We start from the raw sequence: 20,880 nt of genomic DNA on the forward strand, positions 1-20,880 counted from the left end.
TATGAAAAAAGTGAATTATTTCATTGGTAATATTATTGTTTTACTCTCAATATTTTTTTGTAGCTCCTGCGAAAAGGATATTGACTTGCAACTAGACAAAACGCCTCCAATGCTGGTGGTAGAAGCTTATATCAATAACAATCTCCGTACTTACAACTATGTAATAATCGGAAAAACAGTAAACTTCAACGAATCTCAATTTGCGAATACCGCTGTGGAAAAAGCAACAGTAACTATTACTGAAGGAACTTTCGAAAAAGGAACGGGTTATCGGTGGAATGCCAACAGCAAAGTAACAATGAAGGAAGGTAAAATGCCTTCAATGCGTTCTATGTATATTCCGGGTGTCTACTTTGATCCCAGACTTGTTACAGACTCCTCTCAGGCCTTATTAGGAACCTCTGGAAAATCATATCTGCTCGAAATCGTAGCAGAAGGTAAAAAGTATTCAGCTATTACAACGTTACCAAATCCGGTACCTCTTGATAGTATCACTAATACTACACCCTATACTGATAAGGCCGGAAAAACCTGGGCTCGACTTACTATACATTATACAGACCCCGACACTCTTGGCAATGCGCAGATTTATTACTGGGGAAACCGTTACACCAAAAATACCTTTGGATGGGGGGCGCTCAATACCGACAGGTATTTACCCAATACAGATGAACTGGTAAACGGGCAAGCAATTCATATTACCCATTCGGCACCTCTGGAGGTTGGAGATACTGCTTATTATTATCTTGTTAGTGTAGAACGCCAGGTTTATGATTTCTGGGATAGCTTTAATAAAGCAAGGACTAATAGTGGCCCTTTTACGACTCCGGTTGTATTAAAGAGTAATATCCAGGGAAATAATGTAGTAGGATGTTTTAGCGGTTTTGCAATTAGTTCTATGAGCCATGTTATGAAATAGAGAGTTGTCATCTGCTTTCTTTCTGTTGATATTTTTTATACTTTGTCATTTCCTAACCAGCATTGGTTTCCGAGGTTGGTTTTTATGATAGATTGATTCTATTTTACTTTATACTTATTAATATAATGTCTGCAAGAAGAGATTTTTTGAAGCATAGCCTACTTCCTTTTGGTGTACTTTGTCTAGGTCCAAACCTCGAAGGTTTTTCACAACAAAGAAAATCAGCAAGCCCGTTAAGTAAACGATTGAAATGTATCAACAGGAATACGCAATGGAATCAGGTGGCAGCTATAAAAATCTTATTCAAAACATTCCATTGCCAGGGTATGGTTAAAATAGGATCAGATTTCTGGGTGTCTTCAGTGGAAATGCTGCCAACTCCAGGCGATCCGCGTTCTGCAGGTAAAGGGCACTTATTTAAAATAAGCGCCGATGGAAAACTCCTGGCTGATATTACTATTGGTGAAGGAGTCATTTTTCACCCAAGTGGTATCGATTTCGATGGCACGAATATATGGATTGCAGCAGCAGAATACAGACCAGATAGCCGGTCTATTATTTACCGGTTTAACCCAATAGGAATGGAATTAATAGAAGTATTCAGATGGAATGATCATATCGGAGGAATTTCCAGGAACCCTGACACCAATGTATTGCATGGTATCAGTTGGGGTTCCCGCAAGTTCTATCAGTGGCCTCTGAATGAAACAGGTCGTATTACCAACCCTAATGCTACTCCCGCGTCAATAGCAATATCTAACCATGCGAATTATATCGATTATCAGGATAATCAATACCTGGGGAACGGAGAAATGTTGTTTACAGGACTTACAAAATACAAAAGGCCAGGAAAGTCAACTTTCTCTCTTGGCGGATTTGAACTTGTAGATCTTGAAAAACATCAACCAATTCATCAGGTGCCTGTTGAACTATGGTCTCCTGTTACTGATGCCGTAATGACTCAAAATCCCAGTTTCTTTGAACTTGGGGAGGGCGACAAAGTACGTACTTATTTCATGCCCGATGATGATGAATCTACGCTTTATATTTACGAGGTATCAACGGGAAGTAATGATTGATATGAGATTATTTTGAGCAAAGATTTATTAAGAAGACAGAAATTTTATGTATTTTATGATTCTTAAGGTGTAATTCCATTTATAAATGTTGAAAACCCACGTTAGCCTATGTTCAAGCATAATCTGCTAATAATTTTCAGAAATTTTAAGAAGGATAAGTTTACGTTTATTATTAACCTGGTAGGTTTGTCTGTTGGTCTTGCATGTTCATTGGTCATTTGATATGGTATTTTGCAGGTGCCGGATTGCTGGCCTTGTTTATTGCCTGGTTGACAGTTGGGGTTCAGGCTATTAAAGCTGCCAGTCTTAGCCCTAAAGATTGTTTGAAGGAATAATGTTATTATTTAAATGAAAAAACTGATTTTAACTCTTGCTATATTTTCAATCTTCAACCACCTCGGAGCACAGGATCTTTCCACTCTACGTTTTAAAGTAGAGGAGGCACCTGAATGGTCTGAAATGTTTATCAGGAACAGAGGTTGGTTTGGGGGAGATGGTATTTATAGCATTCCGCTGAATGGAATAGAAAACAGGCGGGCTGGAAGTAAAGACAGTATCCTGTTTATTTTTAGCGATAGTATGATAGGAACTATTACGGGAGATTCACTACATCCTGGATTTGTAATGGTCAACAATACGGTTGGTATTCTAAAAGGTGTCAAACCAATTAAAAACAGATTTCAGTTTTTCTGGAAAGAGAATAGTGAAAATAAAGAACTTTCGGTTTTTAAACCGGCAACTCCAAATACTGCCGGTAATGACTATTATTGGTTGGGTGATGGCTTTGTCAACCAGGAGTTGGCTAATACTATTTATATTTTTGGATACAGGATAAGGAATGTAAACCCCGGTGCTTTTGGCTTCAGAGAGGTTGGAAATACGTTAATTAAAATTCCTGCCGGTTCAAAACCGCCGTACCTCAACTATGAACAGATGGATACTCCCTTCTATTTTCTGGACGAGGATAACGAAATCGGGTCGTATGGCGCAGGTATCTATGTAAATACGAAGAAAGCCGGTGCTCCTAACCCTGATGGATACATATATATCTATGGCGTTCATGGTAAGGCGAAGAAGCTGGTAGTAGCAAGAGTGAAGCCTATTGATTTTGAAGGATTTGGGAACTGGCGATTCTGGAATGGCAAAAGCTGGGATACAGCAATGAACAAAGCAGCTGATATTACAGACAGGGTTTCAAATGAACTAAGTGTTAGTCCGCTTCCCGATGGAAGGTTTGCCCTTGTTTTTCAGGAGAATGGTATGAGTACATCCATTGCTATGAGAATTGGAGCCAGTCCGGTGGGGCCTTTTGGACCGGTGATTAAGCTTTGGGATTGTAAAAGTGATGCTGAAGAAAAGACTTATTTCATGTATAACGCCAAAGCACATCCGGCTTTATCTGATCCGGGGGAGTTGTTGATCAGCTATAATGTCAATTCATTTGACTTCCTGAAAGATTTGGCAAAACATCCGCATTTATACAGGCCAAGATTTATTAGACTTAAATTACTGGATAAGTAATAATATGAATTGAATCTTTGATTTAATTATTGGCTATAAACGCTTAAGAAGTTTTATGTAGTTGTTCTTTTAGTAATTCAGATATTTAGGCCTTATATTCGGGATATATCCCTTAAACGGTAAAAAAAATGTGCCTATGGAGATTATTAATTCGCATAAAATAACTGACCGTTGGATGTTTTATGGCATTGGACTGTTTATTCCTGCTATCTTATCTATAATAGGTGGTCTTTTCATTTCTACCTTAATTTGTGTCATAATATTCTTTTGTTTGGGTTGTCCTAGATTTGTAACAGCACTTCGAATCAATGGAAATCAGTTAGAGGTAGAGTATGTGAAATTTTTTCTCCGGCGTAAAGTCAGTTATAATATCCAGGATACTGTATTAGAGATAAGAAGATATAAAGATTACCCTGTAAAAGTAATACTCCCTGGCCCTACAGTAATTTCCGACTGGTTACATATTATTGTAAATGGGGAGGAAGTAATGAATGTAGATGGCAGAAAAGGGTTTACAACTACTCAATTCATGTCTTTACTGGAGGCTTTTTCCAAAGCTAAAGCGGGTTGTAATACCACGATTGTTTAAACCGTTTTATAAGTTTTATTTGTCCGAAATTTATGGTAAATCTACCTGCAGAAGAGTTGCATGAATATTTAGCAGCACTTCTGCAGGTAGATATTAAACTATTTTACTGCGAGTACTTTAAATGATTTAGCGATAATCTGACCACGTTTCTCATTTGGCGCTTTGGGCCCAAATTCGGCCACTGGTAAGTAAATGGTATGGCTTACTTCGTCCAGTGCAATAGTTCTGGCATTTTTCTGTGTGGTTACATTTTCCAGCACTTCAAAATTGTTAGCTGATTTTTCTTTAATAACAGTAATAGTGCCTTCTCCATTAGCTGTAAATATTACTTTACTTTCGTTATCGAAGGCTACACCATCGCATCCTTCTCCAATTGGTAATCTTGTGATTATTTTTCCATTTGTATTTAGTACAACCAATACTTTTTCACATGCTGCAAATAGTCGACCGGTTGCTCTGTCAATAGCCAGCCCTGTAGGCCCTTCTGCCGGAGCAAGTGACCAGCGATTTGTTACCTGCATTTTCTTCAGATCTATGGCCACAATTTCACTTTTGTCTTCAATATTTACGTATAGCATTCCTTTACCGTCGCTAACTGCAGTTTCGGGTCTTCCTGCAACATTAACAGTTGAAACAACTTTGTCTGTAACCGGATCAATGATCGAGAGATCCTGACTGCGACCATTGCAGGTAATAATTTTTTTTGAGTAGCTCTCATAAAAGATAGCATCAGGGTTTTGACCCGTAGGAATTTTCCCTAATTGTTTATGAGTGGTAAGATCGAAGATGGTGACATTGTTTGCAGCACCATTGCTGGTGTATCCTTTTTTTTGAGGTTCATCAAATGCAATTCCATGCACTCCTTCGGTTCCGGTAATTACCCCCACTGAATCACCTGTGTTTTTATTGATAATATTAACCTGAGAACTGTTGGATACATACAGGTTGTTGTCTGGCCCTACAGCAATGTAATCCCATTTGCCAAGTCCATATACCGGAAAAGTCTGACTCACCTTGTACTTGTGTTGGGCATTCAATTGGGTACTCGCGAATAGCATAGTAGCAAATAGTACTGGAACTCTAATGTGTTTCATATGATTTTATTTAAAAAGGATCTTATCGTTATTGTTTTTTGAATAGTAGTCTGAGTATTGACGGAAATACAATTAGTAGTAGTGGCAACGCCGCAATGAACCCACCAATTACAGCAATGGCAAGGGGTTGATGGAGCTGAGCTCCGGTACCTATTCCTAAAGCCAGTGGAAGCAATGCAATGATTGCACCTAAAGCAGTCATTAATTTTGGTCTCAGCCGAGTGGATATGGAATAAATGATTGCACTATCCGCTCCCTGGGAATGCAGGCTTTCTTTAAATTGGAGAAATGTAAATATGGCATTTTCTCCTATTATGCCTACAATCATAATTAAACCGGTATAGCTTCCTACGTTGAGTGGTGTTCCTGTAAGAAAAAGTGCCATATAGCATCCTGCAATACCTAATACTGAAATGATAAGGATAGTAAATGCAACCTTAAATTCCCTGAATAGAAAAAGTATTACCCCGAATACGAGCAGGCTGGCAATGATAAGAATTGTAAGCAGTTCCCTGAAGGAATTCTGCTGTTCGGCATAGGCTCCGCCATAAGAAATATGATACCCGGCGGGTATGGCGAGCTTACTATCTAATGTTTGCCTGATTTCTTGTATTACTGTACCTAAATCGCGGTTTTCCAATCTTCCGGTTACCACACCCATGGACTGTAGATTTTCTCTCTGTATTTCGGCATCTCCTGCTGTTGTCTTAATATCAGCTAATGCACTGATGGGAAGAAGCGCTCCTGACGGCAGGAAGATTTTTAGATTATTGATACTCGTCAGTGATTGCCTGGTATTGCCGGGGTACAACATTCGCATAGGGGTTAATTGTTCTTTTTCCTGTACTGCTCCAACTACATTTCCTTCCAGTCCGGTTTGAACCTGTTGTTGAAAAGCAGCTGGCGTTAAACCATACAGCGAGAGTTTTGCAAAGTCGGGTTGAATAATTACAGAAGGGCCCGCAATGACAATACCATCAAAAACATCCGCAGTACCTTGTACACCACTCACAAGTACAGCAACTTGCTTTGAAAGTTCTTTCAGCTTCTGCTGATCGTCGCCGAAGATCTTGATCTCAATAGGTTGTACAGATGTCATTAAATCCCCAAGCATATCACCGATTACCTGGCCAAAGTCGATTCGCAGTGCAGGTTGGGTCGATTCAACTTTTTGCCTTATTTCAGAAATTACTTCATCAGTACTTCTGGTTCTGTTTTTTTTGAGTTGTATCAGATAATCTCCGGTATTGGGTTCGGTAATAAAGAATCCCATTTGGGTTCCTGTACGTCTGGAGTAGGTAGCAACCTCCGGTACCTGTAGTATAAGTTTTTCTACCTGCCGAAGCATTCTGTCTGTTTCTTCAAGTGTTGTTCCGGGTGGTGAAGCATAATCCAAAACTATACTGCCTTCATCCATTTCGGGTAAAAATCCGGTATGTAATTTTGGTAAGATGAGATAGATAATTGCACAGAAACTAATACCAATAAGTATACTTATCCACGGACGATAAATAAAAAAAGAAACCCATCTTTGTGTTTTAACATGATGCGCTGGTACCTGGGTTTTACTGATTTTCTTGCCTTTTGTAAAAAAGAGGTAAATCACAGGAAGCCCTATCCAGGTTACAAAAAATGAACAAACCAACGTAATGATCATCGTATCAGTTAACACCTTAAAATAAGCACCTGCCACTCCTGTCATCAAAATAAAAGGAATAAAAATGACAATAGTGCTGATCGACGAGCCTATCATTGCAGGAAACAGGTAGTTTATAGCCTTTTTAACCAGAATTTTATTTTCCTCGTCGGGATGTTCCTCATGCGTGCGGTGTATTTGCTCAACAACCACGATGGCATCATCAATAATTAATCCTATGGCTGCAGCCAGCGCACCAAGTGTCATTATGTTAAGGGTGTAGCCCACAGCATATAAAACAATAAGAGTAAGGCCCAGGGTAACCGGAATAGTAATTAATATTGTGAGGCTGGCCGTAAATGAACGAAGAAATATTATTGCAACAATAATAGCCAGAAACAACCCTATCCAGAGGCTATCGGCAACACTTCTTACCGAGTTTTGTACAAAATCGGATTGCTGGTAATAAGGTTGAATGGTAACATCTTTGGGTAAGGTTTTTCTTAGTTCTGAGACTTTCGTTTCCATATCACCGGATAGCTGAATCAGATTGGCTGTTGGTTGTTTGATGACAGCTACCAGCACGGCATCTTTGCCATTGGCATTGATGCGCGTATATTCTACTGCTTCTTTCACTGCTACCTCAGCAACATCCTGGAGGCGGATTACACGGCCTCCGGCAGTTTTGATAACTATATTTTTCAAATCATCCAGCGTATGAACCGTGGCATCTGTTACGGTGAGGTATAAAAATTTGTAATCAGACAGATAACCATTCGATAAAATGAAATTGGTAGCAGCAAGCGAACTTGAAATAACATCAGTAGTCACTCCGGCAGAAATCATTTTCTGCTGGTCTAATTGTAACCAGTATTCTTTAGTTTTTCCACCTATAATCCTAATTTCAGAAACGCCGGCTACCTGCGATAAAAATGGCTTTATTGTATAATTGGCCAGTAGTTTCATCTCAATGGGTGTTCTCGAATGGCTTTCAAGAGTGTAACCCATAACAGGTAGAATGGAGGGATTCATTTTTTCTACTGTTACCTGTAATCCGGGCGGCAGTTGATTTCTAACCTGACCAATTTTTGATTCTATTTGTTGCAGGCACAGGTTTATATTGGTGTTCCAGTCCAAAAATGCAGAGATTTCACAGGTTCCTCTACTGGTGGTACTTCTGATATACTGCAGACCAGGAACTTGTTTGATCACATTTTCCATTGGTTTGGTAACGGTGATCATCATTTTATCTACTGGTTGTAGGCCGGCATCAGCAATTATTTTGATTTTGGGAAAGGTGATCTCCGGAAAAAGGGCTGTTTGCATTTTACTGTAAGCAAAAAGTCCGCCTCCGATAATTAATACCAGCATTACACTGATCGGATTCTTATATGTAACAAAGAAGTTTTTCACACTACTTTATTTATGTTCAATTATTACATGGGCGGTGTCTGGCAAGCCGTAGTTACCGGATACTAATATTTTATCCTGCTCACTAAATCGTGGATCCGTTATTTCAACAATACCATTCGTTTCAATCCCTTTTTTAACCGGTACTTTCACTGCTGTTGTGCTATCAATCATTTTCATTACCCAAAATTCTGTTTGAGTTTCGTCTGTAAGGATGGCTGCTTTAGGAAGTGTAACAGCAGCGGGCTTCAGGTCTTTTACTATTTTTACCTTTGCAATAAGGTTTTCAGGAATAGGGTGACCAGCATTTACCCTGATTATGATTCGTTGGGTTTGAGTGGCAGAATCCATTACTGGCATTGCCTGGTCTATGCTTCCCATAAGCTTTTCACCATCGGGCAAGGTTAGTTCAAGGCTTCGTTTATTTGCAATAAATGGTCTCAGGTCATAGGGCATATCCAGCAAAAACACAAAGCTGCTTTTATCTGTAATCACAGCAAGTTGTTCTCCATCCTGTACGTAATCGCCGGGTTGGTGGTCTAGCTGCGTGATATAACCGCTGCTACTTGCCCTGATAGTATTTTTACCCAAAAAATGAAAGGAGGTATCCAGGGAGTTGATGGTGTTACCTAATGCTGTTGCTTCTTTTGTTTTTATAGTAAATAATGTTTGTCCACGTTGTACAAATTGGCCCAGCTGAATATTCCCGGAGTTCAGATATCCAATAACGTTAGCTTTCACAAAACTCTTCAACAAATAGGAGGAAATAGCATTTAACTCGATATAGTCGACCATCGGCTGAATGGAAACAGTTGTAACTGTTACGGGGGTAACAACTTTAGCAGCGCCGTTTTCCTCGCTGGTAGATTGTTTGGAATTACAGCTAATAATTCCGCACAGTAGAATCGCAGGAAGAACAGTAAATAGATATATGCGAATTTTATCCATGTTTTATATAGATATTATCTACTCCAATAATTAATCTGATTAATAATTTGCCAACGATTCGTTCGGTTTTGGGCAAGCAAATTTTTTGCAGTCATATAATTATTTAGTGCAATTACCAGGTCTGCAATTCGTACTTCCCCGGTAGTTAGTAATTGTAAATGAGCCCGTACCAATCCTTCCGAATATTTTATCTGGTTATTGATCTCTATAATTAAATCTTCAGTACTGGTCAGTTGAGCGGAAAGTAAGTCGAGCTGCTGTTTGTACTGGTGATTAAAGAATGAACTATATGATTTTCTGGTCTGTTCGGCTATATCAATTTTGCTGTACTTCATTTTTCGCTGCTTACCGTCGTAGATGGGTAGTGTCATGGATATTCCAATGCTGGCACCAAAATTCTTGTAAGGTGTGTAAGCCAGTGATGAATTATAACCACCATCACCAAATACATTGACTTTAGGTCTATAACTAAAATCGATAACCTGGCGGCTGTTGATGTTTTTAAGACTATCTATCACATATTGTTTGAAGAAGATGGAGTTTTCAGCTTCCGGGAATTGATATACCGGTAATATTGGTTCCTGCAGGCCAATAGTTGATGTGTCATTAATGCCACATAGATAGGCCAGCGTTGCGTAATCGCTATGGTATTGAATGTCAGCCTGCTTTAAAGCTAGTTTCTGTTGTTGTAGCGTTACCAGAAAAGTAAGGTAATCGGTTTGCTTATAAATATTGCCCTGGGCCAGTTTTTTTAAGATGATATCCTCTTTTTGCAGCAGATCATAAACCTCCTGTATAAAAGTCAGTTGTTGCCAGTCTCCATAGGTTAGTATATACTGGGCAGTAACGGTTCGCCGTATATCCTGCTCCGAGATCTGGGAGGTATTTTTAATGCCCTGAGCAGTGAGTCTTAAGGCTTCAAATTGGGTCTGAAGGTTTTTCTGACTAACTATAGCCTTGGAAACCCCAACCAGTGCGCTAATATTTGCTCCATTGGTAATAGCGTTGTCATATCCCCATCCTTTAATAACTGGAGCATAGTAGTTATTACTAGTGCCGTTTACCTGTGGTTTGTAGCTGGCCCGAATCATTTCGCTATCAATTCCGATAGTCCGAATCTGGTTGTTATAGTCTTTGATAAGTGGACTGTTGGAAAGGGCTTTAGATACATAGAAGTCTAAGGTATTATTTTGAGCGCTCAGATTCTGAACAAGGAAAAGGAGTAATAAGCAGAATATTGGAGTTTTAAAGGTATAGCCTGTTAACTTTCCATTTAGAGGTAAGTCCACTATCCGTAAGGACTTTGGAAAGGAAAAAGCAATATGTTTATTACCCCATTTTTGCATATAGATAACCGTTATTAATCTATGTCAGACAAATGTAAAGGGCAATTCTGGAGAATTTTTGTACCTGAAGGTTTCCCCTGCCATGCATGACAATTTTTTAATGTACATTAAGATAGGATGGATGTTTGGTTATCTAACAAAATAAGGGGGGATACTGTTGAGTAGGGTTACATAGGTATTATTATATAAATACAGGAAGGGGAGCCGGTTTATGGCACCCCTTCCTGTATTGGCAGCAGGACAATTGGCTGATTATTTTAGAAATTTGAATTTTAAATAGGAATTATTATACCATTTTATTGCTAATGGAACATCGGCATCGCTTATATCCTCCTCGCTAACTTCTTTCCCGATGCCGTAATTAATTTGCCATTTAGGATTTTTGACTACCCCGATAAGGGCAACAAGACGGCTACCAACGCTTAATTGTTTACAGGTAATGTAGGTATTGTTAATCATCACATTTTCGATTTTATTTGGATGCAGCAATTGCCTTTTGGTTCTGTCTTTTGCATAACTTGCCCTTTGAACAGTGTGATTTAGTGCAACAAATTTGCCATTAGGCAACTGTTCATATAATTCAATAGCAATATCAATATCTTTCTTGTTGATACTTAGATTTAAATTGGCTTCATAATTTCCGCTGATGGCCATAGGTGATTCTATGGGTTCGCTTACAAATTTTAGCTGATCTGGAAACCCTGGCAGGCTATCCAAAAGCAAATTGGGGAAATTCATAATAACTTCTCCTGTGGGCTTAATGTATCCTCTATCTTTGAAATCTACAATTTGCTGTGCAAATTGTATAGTTAGAGGTTTGCCTCTTTGCAATGTTCCATTGTTCAGAAATAGTAAAGCAGAGTCATTATACATTTCGTTCAGAGATGCTACATGCTTCCATTCATTTTTTCCTAAAATTTCGAAATTCACTTTATTGCTGAGGAAGGTGGGTTTGCTACTGTCTTTCAGAATATAATCAAACCATTCATACATAACTTTTCTACTACCAAAAATCGCAGCGCTATCAAGAGGTAAACCAGCCAGGGTATCAGTTTCACCCATTATCTGTGATGTTAAGTGGTCGTAGGGGCCTATTACCAGGTAATGATTGGCATTTTTGTTTTGCTGTAAATGTTGTTTATAGTAATGCATGGCGCCAAGTTGGTCGTCGTCCCAATATCCTGTTACCGTTAGTATCGGAATATTGATATTGGCAAATTCCTTATCCTGAGGGGTCATTTTTTGCCAGTACTCATCATAATCGGGATGTTGTAGCCAACGTTGAAATATATTGTGTTTTGTACCTTCTAAGCTGTCGAGTGAGGAGAATTTTATTCCGCTTTGATAATATTTTGTAAAAATGCCATTCCATCTGGTGCTATCTGTGAATACTAAGTCATTCGTAAGCTTTGTGTCGCTGACAGCGTGCAGCCATTGTAGCACCCAGGTCATAAACACGCCATTTTGCCTGGGGAAGTCAATCCCGGGATTTGCAGCAACTGTTGGTATAATGGTTTTTAATGCCGGATGTAAATGCTTGGTAGTAGCCCATTGTGTGAAACCAAGGTAACTACCGAAAAGCATACCTACTTTCCCGTTGCACCAGGGTTGTTTGCTAATCCAGTCAATAATATAATAACCATCTTCGGCTTCGTGCTCAAAAGGTTCTAATGGATCATTGCTACAGTATTTGCCGCGGGTGTTAACTTCAATAGTCGCATACCCTCTGTCCACTACCGCTTCAGCTGAAGCATATCTCCAGGTAGCGGTATCGGAATAAATATTATACATTACCAGGCAAGGCATCTGTACATTGGTATCTTTTCTTATTATCAATGCACAAAGATGGCCCCCGCTGGGGAGGTTTAATAGTACACTATCCTGGATAATATATTTACCAGGGTGACTGTTGGATTGAGCCAGTGTAGTCTGAAGTGTGAGCAGGTATAGCAGAATGGTCAGAGTTGATTTTATCATAATTGGGGTGTTTTTATGAATAAATTAACATGAATCAGATTTATTGATGGTCTGGATACATAATAGAAACTGCTGCTTTCCAATCTCCATTTTCGTTCTTTTTCCAAATCTGTATAATTTGGTTTTTATGACTTTGTATTTTACCAGTTGAATCAGCCATTGATACGGTGTTTTTTGAAAATAGATAGGCCATCTGTCCTTCTTTGGAAATTTCAATTGCAGTTGGGGCTGGATCCCAAGTGATGCTGAATCCGGGAATTTTTTGCAAATCCATAAGCATTTTGGAAAATGCCTCTTTACCTTTCACGGTTGGTATTTCAGAACCCATTATCACAACGTCGTCTGTCCAATAAAAGTTGGGATCGCCAGCTGCTGATTTTTTCTCCCAGTTATTCCAGCACTTGATGATGTTTTCCTTTTCTATATTTAAATTTTGTTGTTTGCATGCCAATAGCAAAATAATGAGTGAAAGAGAAGTAAGAAATTTCATAAAGTATAGTTTAAAGGCTATTAAAAAGTGTGAAGATTAATTTAATATGCTTGTTAATGAACGATTTTATACCCCTCTGAAATCGTGAAAAGTATTAAATGCCCGTTCGGGGTTGTTTAAGCTTTCTTTTATCAAAATATTCGGGGTTGTTCCTGCAAAATGTTTAAAATCTTTAACAAGATGTTGGTAGTCGCTATACCCATTCTGAATGGCTATACTTAACCAATCGAGTTCTGGATTAAATTCCTTCATTACATATGCTTGATAGAATCGGCAAATGCGAGCATAATATTTTGGCGTAACTCCAACAAGTTGTTCAAAACGTTTTTCAAACTGGCGATGACTTAAACATGCCTGTTGTGCTACCTTTGCCAGATTGAAAAGCTGTGGATTTTCCAGAATATGCCGACCAATTTTATCAATGGGCCTTCCTAAAGGTTTTAGTTGGCCGATTTTCTTCTGAAAGTATTTGTCGATCACCGCAATCATTTGTTCATATCCCGAACTATATAAGAGTTGCTCCTGTATTTCGTTGATTTCTTTTCCCATGACGAGTTCAGCTTCATAATTTTTATGCAACATCTCGGTCATTGGAATTTTTAAAAGTTTAAACAATCCACCTGGTTGGAACCGCACATGAAAGATGGTGAAATTGTTGGTGATGATCAGGTTCTGTCTTCGGTTTGGTTGCCCGAAAACCGTAACAGGAGCTCTTTCTTCAACGATATTTGTTTCTGCATCCTGTGACCAGAGTTGTCCTCTGAGAATGAATCGGATTCCTTCTTCAGGATTTACAGGATAAGCCTTTGGAGGAGGTACAAATGTTTTATCATCAAAGGTTAGATCAATGATCATGTACTCTTTGATGTACTCAATTAGCTTAATATCAGGTTTAAAACGTTTGCAAAGCATGAAGCTTTAGTGCTTTTTGATAAAAAATCTACTGGCATTAAACAGTCATTTTATTGCATGGCAATAACAGTTGCCTGTCTTGCAATCATTCGCCAACCTTCTTTTTTTTCCAGAACAAATCTAACAACAGGCTATGTCTGACTAGTGGTAAAAATTCGTCATTTTTTGAAATATGGAGAAAAGTGACGAATTTATACCTATTGGGGATTTTGCTAACGATTCTTAGTGCTTACTCGGGGAATATTAATCTAACAATACTATTAAATTAATCAAAAAAGTTAAGACTTACCTGGCTAGATAAAAATTAGCTTCTTTTAAAGATTGTTTAATAATTACGATAAAATAATATTATATTTTGTTAATTTAGAATGGGTTTTAAATCTGATTCTTATCGATTTAAATTACTGGTTTCCGATCTGGAATTTAATTTCACTCAATCTACATTAAAGTATTATTTCACCTATGAGCAAGACAACAACATCCAGAAGAAAGTTTTTGCAGAATGCTGCTGCATTGTCTACCTTTTTTATTCTACCCCGGCATGTTCTGGGAGGGAAGGGGTACCTTGCGCCAAGTGACCGGATCAACATTGGTTTTATTGGAGCAGGACATCAGGCTATGGGGTTGAGAGACAGGTTTGTGGGAACAAATGAAGTGGAAATCCTGGCGGTAGCTGATGTATATCAGCGAAAGGTAGATGAATTCATCAAAGCGCTGGGAGAGAAGCGTAGCAAGGCATGTGTAGGATATGGAGATTTTAGGGAGATTTTACAGCGGAAAGATATAGATGCGGTAGTGATAGTGACGCCCGACCATTGGCATGCTGTAATGGCTGTTAAAGCTGCTGCAGCAGGGAAGGATATATATTGTGAGAAGCCATTGGCACTATCAGTAATGGAAAGCCGGGCAATGGCAGATGCAGTGAAAAAGTATGGTCGTGTATTCCAGACGGGTAGTATGCAGCGTTCTGCACAGGAGTTCAGGCAAGGAGTAGAATTGGTGCGTAATGGTTATATCGGTGATATTAAAGAAATCAAAATTAGTGTAGGGGATGGGCCCAAGCCCTTTGATCTGGCAGCAGAACCCTTGCCAAAAGATCTGAATTGGGAGATGTGGCTGGGCCCCAATGAATATGTGCCTTACAATAATAAGCTGAATCCTTATCCAAGTAATGCACTATGGGCAGAATGGCGCTTTTATAAAGGTATTGGAGGCGGTTATCAGGCCGATTGGGGAGCACATATGTATGATATAGCACAATGGGGGTTAAACATGGATCATTCGGGCCCGGTAGAAATCTACCCTCCGGATGGTAATGAACATCCTTACCTAACCTATGTTTATGGTAACGGCGTAGTAATGACCCAGCACGATACCGGGAAAAAGAACATCAAATTTATAGGTACCAAAGGAAATATTGTAATAGAGCGCGGAAAACTACATACAGATCCTTCTGAACTCAAGAATATTGTGATTAGCGAAAATGAACAACTATTGCATTTTAGTGATAACCATTATGTTGACTTTTTATCTGCCATGCGTGATCGCTCGAGAGGGGTAGCGGCAGATGCAGAAACCGGACACCGTAGTTCTTCAGTTTGTGCACTGGGCAATATTGCTTATGATCTGAAACGTCCGCTGAAATGGGATCCCGTGAATGAGAAGTTTTTACAGGACAGTGGCGCAGATCTGTTATTGTCGAGGAAGCTAAAAGCGGAATGGAGTATCTGATAGTCCCCCGTATTAACTAACGTTGTAGTATGTATTAGATAAATTGTGTAAATTCAGATGATACAAGATATGCTAACATACTAATTAAACGCCTATGAAATGGTTTTCGATAATTCTAATAATAACTTTAGTTTCATGTTCAGAAAATAAGAATCCATCAAAACCTTTCTACGCGGGAATTACATCTATCCATACAACAGATTCTACCAGGATTTATAAACCTGGAAGTGATACAACAGATTACCTTTATTACAGGCCGGTAGATTTAGATATCTGGTACCCGGCTTATCATGCGAATACAGATACTCAACTTCAGGTTAGATATCTGTTGAACTTACTGGAAACCAGAGCAAATTACTATACCGCATCAAAAATAGCTGATGGGATGTCTGGGCAATTAGCACAATTTTTCTGCAATACATTTAACTGTTCGGATTCCCTCAGTCTTCTTAATTATAAAACAAATAGTTTTAAAAATGCTGCAGCCGCTTCAGATAAATATCCATTGGTGGTTTATATGGCTGCCTTCAACGGAATGAGCTATGAGAATTACTCATTATTTGAATCCTTGGCAAAGAAAGGATTTGTTGTGGTTTCTGTGAGTTCCATAGGCCGTTTTCCCGGTGATATGACTACCAAAAAAGAAGATCTGATGGAGCAGGTGGCTGATGGAATAACAGCCATAAACGAATTAAAAAGACATCCAAATATAGATTCCAACAGAATAGGGATAATAGGATATAGTTGGGGAGGGTTGTCTGGTGCAATTTTAGCAGGGAAATTTGCATCTAATGTGAAGTGCATTGTATCGCTGGAAGGGTCAGAAGTTCATCACTATGGAAATGAAGATGCTGATTTTGATAGAATAAGAGAGAGTGAGGAATTTAAATCACTTAAATTTTCTATACCATATTTAAGAATGGAAAGTGCACCTGCTTCCTTGCCCGGGAAGCAGGATTCCTTGTATAATTTTGCCTTGTATCATGTTAAGGATGCGCAGACTTTTATTATAGATTCAATGCAGCATGAAGATTTTGATTGTTTTTCCAATATCGTAAAAGTAGCAGGTAATTGCCAGACGAATCAACGTCACAATTCAGCAGTGCAGCTAACTGTCGGCTTTTTAGAAGACAAGCTTAAGAATGAGGATAATTTCTTACCAACTGTTAATGCCCTGTTGAATAAAACTATCAGAAAGAAGTAAGACAGCTATAGAATTTGTTGATTGTAGAGCTAGCGATATAATAATTTTATTATTTTCGCTATCTATCCTATACTCATGAGAGCAATATATTTTCTATTCATCTTCCTGTTAATATTAGGCGCCTGTAACATAGGTACCAGAGAGCTAAATATTCCGGATACAGTAGCAGTAACAAAAACATCTCAGCATGTTCAGGTGCCTGGGTCCAGATTATTTATTGTTCCTCCTCCAGGTTTCAAATTCACTAAATCAAATACTTTAAAGAAAGATGATGGTAGTGAAATAATGATTGCAGATTTTCCGGAGAGTAAATTTAACCGGGATAATAGAATTCCTGATAGCCCTGGAGAAACTACATTTTACGAGAAATTATTCGTCATCGGAGGTTACAAGGCCAGGCTCAGTTATGGAAAGGCATTAAAGGAAAATAAGGAAAAGATTGTTTTTGTATTCGGGGATGATCAAAACTCCATTCTTGCTGATTGTACTTTTCCTGTAAATAATAAAAAGTCCAGGGATGAGGCTATCGGGGCAGTATTGTCGATCTTTCTCGATAAGTCTATGGAGCTTGATTATGCAGCTTTAAATAACTACACAATCAATACAGATAATTCTGCATTTAAATTATATGGAAATAATAAACTACTTTTTTATTATTCAATAAATGGTGAAGAAATTAAGGATAATAATAATTATATAACCATTGCAAGATTACCTGCTTTTCCACGAATGGAAGAAATGAAGGCAGTTACCAAAGGCTTTATTAGCAAGATCGAAAAAGGGATGAGAATTGAGAAAATTGATGATAAACCTGTGAAAATTCATGGCCAACCTGCCTATGAAGCCATTATTTCTGCGGTAGCTAATAACGTCTTATCAGAGCGTTTATATCTTCTGGTGATGGGTAATACCAAATCATCCATTTACTATTTGGGCGTTTTTGAGGCTTCCGATTCAACTGTTTTCGAAGAATGTAAAGCTCTTGCTCAAACACTTAGACTTAAATAATTAAAGGGTTGCTAGATAATTTTACTTGTTAGACATGGAGCATATTTTTGATTTCTAAGCTTAGATTTCAATAATCTTAGGGCTATGATTTGCATGCGCAAGGAAATCATTTATGATCCAATCTGTGCTTACTTTCATATAGCTGGTAGTAGTGCCGTCGCTGCATCCATACCATTTTTCCTGTAGCACATCTTTATCTACTACAACCTCCACTTTATTTTCTTTATCCAATAATACTCCGAAAATAGTAGCTGCACCAACCGGAGTACCTAATATATTTTGCAATAGTTCTACTGAAGCAAATGATACCCTGGGAATATCCAACGCACTACTTAAGTCTTTAGTAATAAAGGGTTTTTCGGCTGTAGTGATATATAAGTAGAATTTAGTTTGTTGTCTGTTGCATAACAGGAGGGTTTTTACTGTTCGCATATCCAGTTTATCATCTATCCTTTTACAATCTTCCATTGTAATGGCAGGAGCAGTATCTACACGTTCAAACGCTATCCCGAATTGCTGCAGGGTATTATAGACCATTTCCTGTAGAGGAGTCATGAATTCAGAAGGTGCTGTATCTTTTACTTCGCTTAAATAAAACATGGTTTATATCTTAGTTTACATCTGCGCTGTCGAAATTACGCTAGTTTTTTATGACTTGGAAACAATTTTCCTAATAGAAAAGTAGCTGAAAACACACAAATATTTTTTCTCCCCCGAAATTTATTTAGGAAATTAGGGTGATATTATTGTCGTTTAGGTCACTTATATTAAAACAGGACTTATGCAGGTTCAGGACAATAAACAGCTGGAAGAATTATATCGACTCACTATGCCCCAGGTAGCCAGGTTGGTTGCCCGACTCAATGGCAGGCCAGACACAGCCAGGGATATCTTGCATGATGCAATTATTATCTATCTGGAAAAACAACAAAATAATACTCTCCCTGAATTGAAAGCAGCCAGTGCCTATATTATCGGAATAGCCAGAGTATTATGTGTTCGGCAGTTTAAGCAGCAGATTTCTTCAATACCCTTGGAATGGGCCTCAGAGCAGGTTATCCCCGAAGATTATTTTGAACCTCCTCCTGAGCAACCTGTAATGGAATATTTAAAAACAGCAGGTAAAAAATGTATGGATCTGTTAAAAGCATTCTATTATGAAAGCCGTTCGATCAGTGATATTACTTCAATATTCCATTTTAGAACACTGCATTCTGCAAGCGTTCAAAAATACAAATGCCTGGAAAAGGTGAGAAATCATATTAAACAAACTGATTATGAGGAAAGAATTGGATGAAATACAAGAAATAGAGGCATATCTGCACCATAATATCAGAGGAGTATCTCTGCTCATGTTCAGAGCCCGATTGGCAACTTCGGCAGTTTTAAGAGAAAAAGTGGAGCAGCAACGCCGGATTCACAGGATCATTAACTGGGCTGGGCGAGAAACCAGGCGTAATCAATTAAATGAAATTCATCATAAGTTGATGCGGGAGCCTTCTTTTTATCATTCTATCACTTCAATATTTAAATAATCATGGCATTTATCATACCTACTGTAATAGATGGTGATAGCAGAGGTGCATTCGATATTTATAGCTTACTGCTAAAGGAACGCATTATTTTTCTTGGTACCGCTATAGATGATCAGGTAGCCAATCTGATTGTAGCTCAGCTCTTATATCTGGATGCAGAAAACCATCGCCCCATTAATATGTATATTAATAGTCCGGGTGGTGTAATTTATTCCGGGCTTGCGATTTATGATACCATCAAAATGCTTAAATCGAAAGTCTTTACCATTGCAGTTGGATTTACAGGTAGTATGGGAACTGTGGTATTGGCTGGCGGAGAAAAAGGGAATCGTTATGCATTGCCTAATGCTACTATTCATATGCATCCTGCGGGTGGGGGGGCTAAAGGTTATACTGAAGATATTCGTATAGCCTTCAATGAACAACAACGATTGCAGCATAAAACTTATCAGATCATTGCAGCCGGTGCGGGAAAAACAATGGAGGAAATTGCAAAGGCATTTAATAATGATCATTTTATGTCTGCCGAAGAGGCAAAAGAATTCGGATTGATCGATGAAGTACTAAATAGCGACGCAATTATCCCTCCATTAATTAGTACAGCGTTGTCCAAAAACTAAAGAGTGTAGGTAGCTGCTACAGGTGTTTGGCTTGTAATTTTACTTATGTATTTTTAAATTTTGACTCGTATTTGAGTACTCACTAACGTGGCCATTCCTGAAAGTAATGCTGCTTAATTCATATATCCATATTTCTTCTCCACTACTGGCATTCTTCTGAATGCTGGTAGGTTTGCCCTGAAGCTGCAATACTTCATCTCTCGTAGAACCAAGCTTGAAATATTCTATTGTATAGCTGTTGCTACTGCTAGTACCGCTATTCTCATGAGCCAGTACAATTGCAACCACAACTATGGTTATGATGAAAATGATCATGGGCAAAACAGGTCGGAAATTTTTTTTAGCAGGTTGATTGAAGATCGTATATGTGTTTATGTTTTCGGTTGTATTTGTTTGTTTATTTTCAATAGTATTGAAAGAATAATTATTTTTTAGCTGATTGTCGTGATACTCTTTACGATAGCTGTCACTCAAGGTTTCATAAGCATTTTGTAATTCCTTAAATCTATCTTCAAAGAATTTATCACCATTATTAAGATCGGGATGAAATTTTTTAGAAAGCTTTCTGTATGCTGTTTTTATTTCTTCGGCGGAGGCAAAATCGGGTACGCCCAATATTTTATAGCAATTTGTCATAAAGCATTAAATAGGGAATGTTTTAAGATTAATTGTAATATACATAAAAGCCTTTGAGTTAAAAGAAGTAGAAGCATCTATTTAGGAAGTAGTTTGTAGATAGTGTTATGAAATTTGAACAGCGATTTGCAGACCTCTGCGGATTCAATAAATCTGACTTTCATGCAGCGATAAATAAATTGCTGGAAAAAGCAAAATAGTGCCTTTCTATTTGGTTATGAGAGA

General features: G+C 38.3%; 20 protein-coding genes. 11 read left to right on the forward strand and 9 right to left on the reverse strand.

Annotated elements, in window-relative coordinates; all coding sequences use genetic code 11:
- The first annotated feature begins 1 nt into the window (after window position 1).
- From DVR12_RS03710 to DVR12_RS03725, 5 genes are all read left to right on the forward strand, one after another.
- Entirely contained in the window at window positions 2-919 is a 918-nt protein-coding gene (locus DVR12_RS03710; RefSeq protein ID WP_116974096.1) for a DUF4249 domain-containing protein, read from the forward strand.
- A 125-nt stretch (window positions 920-1,044) separates the two neighbouring features.
- Window positions 1,045-1,998: a DUF6454 family protein gene (locus DVR12_RS03715; protein WP_116974097.1), complete on the forward strand. Its 954-nt coding sequence runs from the start codon at window positions 1,045-1,047 to the stop codon at window positions 1,996-1,998.
- Window positions 1,999-2,201: 203 nt separating this feature from the next.
- Complete coding sequence (locus tag DVR12_RS27990; RefSeq protein ID WP_262511916.1) at window positions 2,202-2,333, forward strand: hypothetical protein; 132 nt, start codon at window positions 2,202-2,204, stop codon at window positions 2,331-2,333.
- A 13-nt stretch (window positions 2,334-2,346) separates the two neighbouring features.
- Window positions 2,347-3,519 (forward strand): DUF4185 domain-containing protein, encoded by a 1,173-nt coding sequence (locus tag DVR12_RS03720; protein WP_116974098.1) that lies wholly within the window; start codon window positions 2,347-2,349, stop codon window positions 3,517-3,519.
- A 136-nt stretch (window positions 3,520-3,655) separates the two neighbouring features.
- Window positions 3,656-4,108 carry a hypothetical protein gene (locus DVR12_RS03725; RefSeq protein WP_116974099.1) on the forward strand — a complete coding sequence of 151 codons (453 nt, stop codon included), beginning with the start codon at window positions 3,656-3,658 and terminating at the stop codon, window positions 4,106-4,108.
- A 98-nt stretch (window positions 4,109-4,206) separates the two neighbouring features.
- On the opposite strand, the gene DVR12_RS03730 is transcribed toward DVR12_RS03725, so the two are convergent.
- The 7 genes from DVR12_RS03730 to DVR12_RS03760 all read right to left on the reverse strand — a co-directional run bounded on the left by DVR12_RS03730 (window position 4,207) and on the right by DVR12_RS03760 (window position 13,921).
- Entirely contained in the window at window positions 4,207-5,202 is a 996-nt protein-coding gene (locus tag DVR12_RS03730; protein ID WP_116974100.1) for a YncE family protein, read from the reverse strand.
- A 28-nt stretch (window positions 5,203-5,230) separates the two neighbouring features.
- Complete coding sequence (locus DVR12_RS03735) at window positions 5,231-8,251, reverse strand: efflux RND transporter permease subunit (RefSeq protein WP_116974101.1); 3,021 nt, start codon at window positions 8,249-8,251, stop codon at window positions 5,231-5,233.
- A gap of 6 nt (window positions 8,252-8,257) precedes the next feature.
- A complete protein-coding gene (locus tag DVR12_RS03740; RefSeq protein WP_116974102.1) occupies window positions 8,258-9,196 on the reverse strand; it encodes an efflux RND transporter periplasmic adaptor subunit in 939 nt (312 codons plus the stop codon).
- 14 nt (window positions 9,197-9,210) lie between these two features.
- A complete protein-coding gene (locus DVR12_RS03745) occupies window positions 9,211-10,485 on the reverse strand; it encodes a TolC family protein (RefSeq protein ID WP_158563192.1) in 1,275 nt (424 codons plus the stop codon).
- A gap of 309 nt (window positions 10,486-10,794) precedes the next feature.
- Window positions 10,795-12,519 (reverse strand): CocE/NonD family hydrolase, encoded by a 1,725-nt coding sequence (locus tag DVR12_RS03750; RefSeq protein WP_116974104.1) that lies wholly within the window; start codon window positions 12,517-12,519, stop codon window positions 10,795-10,797.
- 40 nt (window positions 12,520-12,559) lie between these two features.
- Window positions 12,560-13,009: a YybH family protein gene (locus tag DVR12_RS03755; RefSeq protein WP_116974105.1), complete on the reverse strand. Its 450-nt coding sequence runs from the start codon at window positions 13,007-13,009 to the stop codon at window positions 12,560-12,562.
- Between the two features lie 66 nt (window positions 13,010-13,075).
- Complete coding sequence (locus DVR12_RS03760; protein ID WP_116974106.1) at window positions 13,076-13,921, reverse strand: helix-turn-helix domain-containing protein; 846 nt, start codon at window positions 13,919-13,921, stop codon at window positions 13,076-13,078.
- 462 nt (window positions 13,922-14,383) lie between these two features.
- Between DVR12_RS03760 and DVR12_RS03765 the strand changes: the two genes are divergently transcribed.
- The 3 genes from DVR12_RS03765 (at window position 14,384) to DVR12_RS03775 (ending at window position 17,864) form a co-directional block, all read left to right on the forward strand.
- Complete coding sequence (locus DVR12_RS03765) at window positions 14,384-15,652, forward strand: Gfo/Idh/MocA family protein (RefSeq protein ID WP_116974107.1); 1,269 nt, start codon at window positions 14,384-14,386, stop codon at window positions 15,650-15,652.
- A gap of 94 nt (window positions 15,653-15,746) precedes the next feature.
- The gene (locus tag DVR12_RS03770) at window positions 15,747-16,856 is read left to right on the forward strand and encodes an alpha/beta hydrolase family protein (RefSeq protein ID WP_116974108.1); all 1,110 of its coding nucleotides are present in this window, start codon (window positions 15,747-15,749) and stop codon (window positions 16,854-16,856) included.
- Window positions 16,857-16,931: 75 nt separating this feature from the next.
- A complete protein-coding gene (locus tag DVR12_RS03775) occupies window positions 16,932-17,864 on the forward strand; it encodes a hypothetical protein (RefSeq protein ID WP_116974109.1) in 933 nt (310 codons plus the stop codon).
- A 60-nt stretch (window positions 17,865-17,924) separates the two neighbouring features.
- On the opposite strand, the gene DVR12_RS03780 is transcribed toward DVR12_RS03775, so the two are convergent.
- The gene (locus DVR12_RS03780; RefSeq protein ID WP_116974110.1) at window positions 17,925-18,464 is read right to left on the reverse strand and encodes a YbaK/EbsC family protein; all 540 of its coding nucleotides are present in this window, start codon (window positions 18,462-18,464) and stop codon (window positions 17,925-17,927) included.
- Between the two features lie 181 nt (window positions 18,465-18,645).
- On the opposite strand from DVR12_RS03780, the gene DVR12_RS03785 reads away from it, so the two are divergent.
- From DVR12_RS03785 to DVR12_RS03795, 3 genes are read left to right on the forward strand one after another with little or no spacing between them, the layout of a single operon-like run.
- Window positions 18,646-19,161 carry an RNA polymerase sigma factor gene (locus tag DVR12_RS03785; protein WP_116974111.1) on the forward strand — a complete coding sequence of 172 codons (516 nt, stop codon included), beginning with the start codon at window positions 18,646-18,648 and terminating at the stop codon, window positions 19,159-19,161.
- A complete protein-coding gene (locus DVR12_RS03790; protein WP_116974112.1) occupies window positions 19,142-19,399 on the forward strand; it encodes a hypothetical protein in 258 nt (85 codons plus the stop codon). The genes DVR12_RS03785 and DVR12_RS03790 overlap by 20 nt, the downstream gene beginning before the upstream one ends.
- A 2-nt stretch (window positions 19,400-19,401) precedes the next feature.
- The gene (locus DVR12_RS03795; protein ID WP_116974113.1) at window positions 19,402-20,019 is read left to right on the forward strand and encodes an ATP-dependent Clp protease proteolytic subunit; all 618 of its coding nucleotides are present in this window, start codon (window positions 19,402-19,404) and stop codon (window positions 20,017-20,019) included.
- A gap of 39 nt (window positions 20,020-20,058) precedes the next feature.
- On the opposite strand, the gene DVR12_RS03800 is transcribed toward DVR12_RS03795, so the two are convergent.
- The gene (locus tag DVR12_RS03800; RefSeq protein ID WP_116974114.1) at window positions 20,059-20,655 is read right to left on the reverse strand and encodes a J domain-containing protein; all 597 of its coding nucleotides are present in this window, start codon (window positions 20,653-20,655) and stop codon (window positions 20,059-20,061) included.
- Window positions 20,656-20,880 lie beyond the last annotated feature (225 nt).

The sequence above is a fragment of the Chitinophaga silvatica genome, assembly GCF_003419895.1.
Taxonomy (GTDB): Bacteria; Bacteroidota; Bacteroidia; order Chitinophagales; family Chitinophagaceae; genus Chitinophaga; species Chitinophaga silvatica.